This window comes from Gammaproteobacteria bacterium (genome assembly GCA_035279405.1).
In the GTDB taxonomy this organism is placed as follows: domain Bacteria; phylum Pseudomonadota; class Gammaproteobacteria; order Natronospirales; family REEB76; genus REEB76.
Genome location: DATEHU010000053.1, coordinates 1 through 1488, shown reverse-complemented (window position 1 = coordinate 1488; position 1488 = coordinate 1). Strand labels below are relative to the sequence as shown.

The window sequence follows — 1488 nt, the reverse complement described above, 5'->3', positions numbered from 1 at the left end:
GGGCGCATATCAAAAAATGTGGGGGTAAATTGGGGTGGGTCGTGATATAAGGCGGGCATGAACGACTGCTGCCTGAAATCGGTTCCTCAATCCGACAGCAGTTACGAGACGTTCGCCGGGCTGGTGGCCGACTGGCAGGCGCGTCTGACGGCGGGGTTGAACCAAAGCGTTCAGTGCTCCGATGAGACTCTCGGCCATTTGGAGGAGCAAATCCTGCGGCAAACGTGCGGGTTGGAACGCCAGCTTCTGGAGGAAGCGGCGCAGAAGAAAGCCGACCAAACACCGCCGGTTTGCCCGGTCTGCGGGAATCCATTGAGCCGGCGCACGCACGATCACCCACGCACCTTTCACACTCGCTTCGGGCCGGTGACGGTCAAGCGGCTGCGCGGCTGGTGTCGGCGCTGTAAAGCGTGGCGCTATCCGGCCGATCAGGCGATGGGCTTGAGTGACACCGGCGGTGCGTCGCCTTCGGTGCAGGAAATGGCCGCGCTGACGGTCAGCAAAATGCCGGTCAAAGAAGCCAGCGCGGTCATTGAACGATTGACCGGGGTGAAGCTGCCGCCGGCCACGCTGGACCGGGAAGCCCGTCGCCAAGGCCAGCGGGCCGACCAGAAACGCAAGCAGCTCGACGAGCAAATGCGCACCAGCCAGGGAGCCCAACAGATGCTGGCTCTCCCCACAGAACCCTTCACGCTGGTGATTGAACTGGACGCTTGGAACATCCGGGAGCGGGACGACTGGGGACAAAGCGCGCAAAAGCGCGCGGCGGGCCAGGAACCTCAACGCTGGCATTGGGCCTATGGCGGCACCTGCTTTCGCCTGGATCAACGCGTGGAAAGTGGCGGTGGCCGGGCGCGGATTGTCAGCCGCGGCACCGTGATGACCCGTGGCGGCGTGGACGATTTACGCGAACAACTCTTTGCCGAAGCGCAGCGACACGGTCTGGCGCAAGCGGCCAAAGTGCTGGTGATTGCCGACGGCGCGGTGTGGATTTGGAATTTGGCCGGGGATCGTTTTGCGCAGGCCCACCAGCGATTGGACTACTATCACGCCAGCCAGCATCTCTGGGCCGTGGCGCACGCACTGCACCCGCAGGATGAAGGAGCGGCGCGGGCTTGGATCCAACCCTTGCTCAAAAAACTCAAGCAGGGGCGGGTCACGCCGCTGTTGAATGATCTGCGCACCCTGGCCAAACGGCTGCGTCGGAAAAAGCGACAGGCCGTTCAATCCGAACTGGCGTATCTGGAAAGCCACCGTGAGCGCATGGACTATCCCACCGCCCGGCGCAACGGCGAACCGCAAGGCAGTGGCGCCATTGAATCGACCTGTCGGCAATATCAATGCCGCTTCAAACGGCCCGGCCAGTTCTGGAGTCTGGTCGGCGATGAAGGATTGATGTGTTTGGAAACCTTCTGGCGCAACCTCCGCTGGCATCTGCTATTCCCTCACATCCTTCATGGCGACCCCCGCAGAAATTGATATGCGCCC

Annotated in this window: 1 protein-coding gene; it reads left to right on the top strand. The window is 62.3% G+C overall.

Features of this window, described 5'->3' with window-relative positions:
* Positions 1–57: 57 nt before the first annotated feature.
* Positions 58–1479, top strand: a complete 1422-nt coding sequence (locus VJR90_11045; protein HKV98005.1) for an ISKra4 family transposase — start codon at positions 58–60, stop codon at positions 1477–1479.
* The last annotated feature ends 9 nt before the right edge of the window (positions 1480–1488 follow it).

What these genes read in the sequence shown, in the direction of transcription:
- VJR90_11045 (HKV98005.1), top strand. Translation starts at nt 58, where the DNA reads ATGAACGACTGCTGCCTGAAATCGGTTCCTCAATCCGACAGCAGTTAC.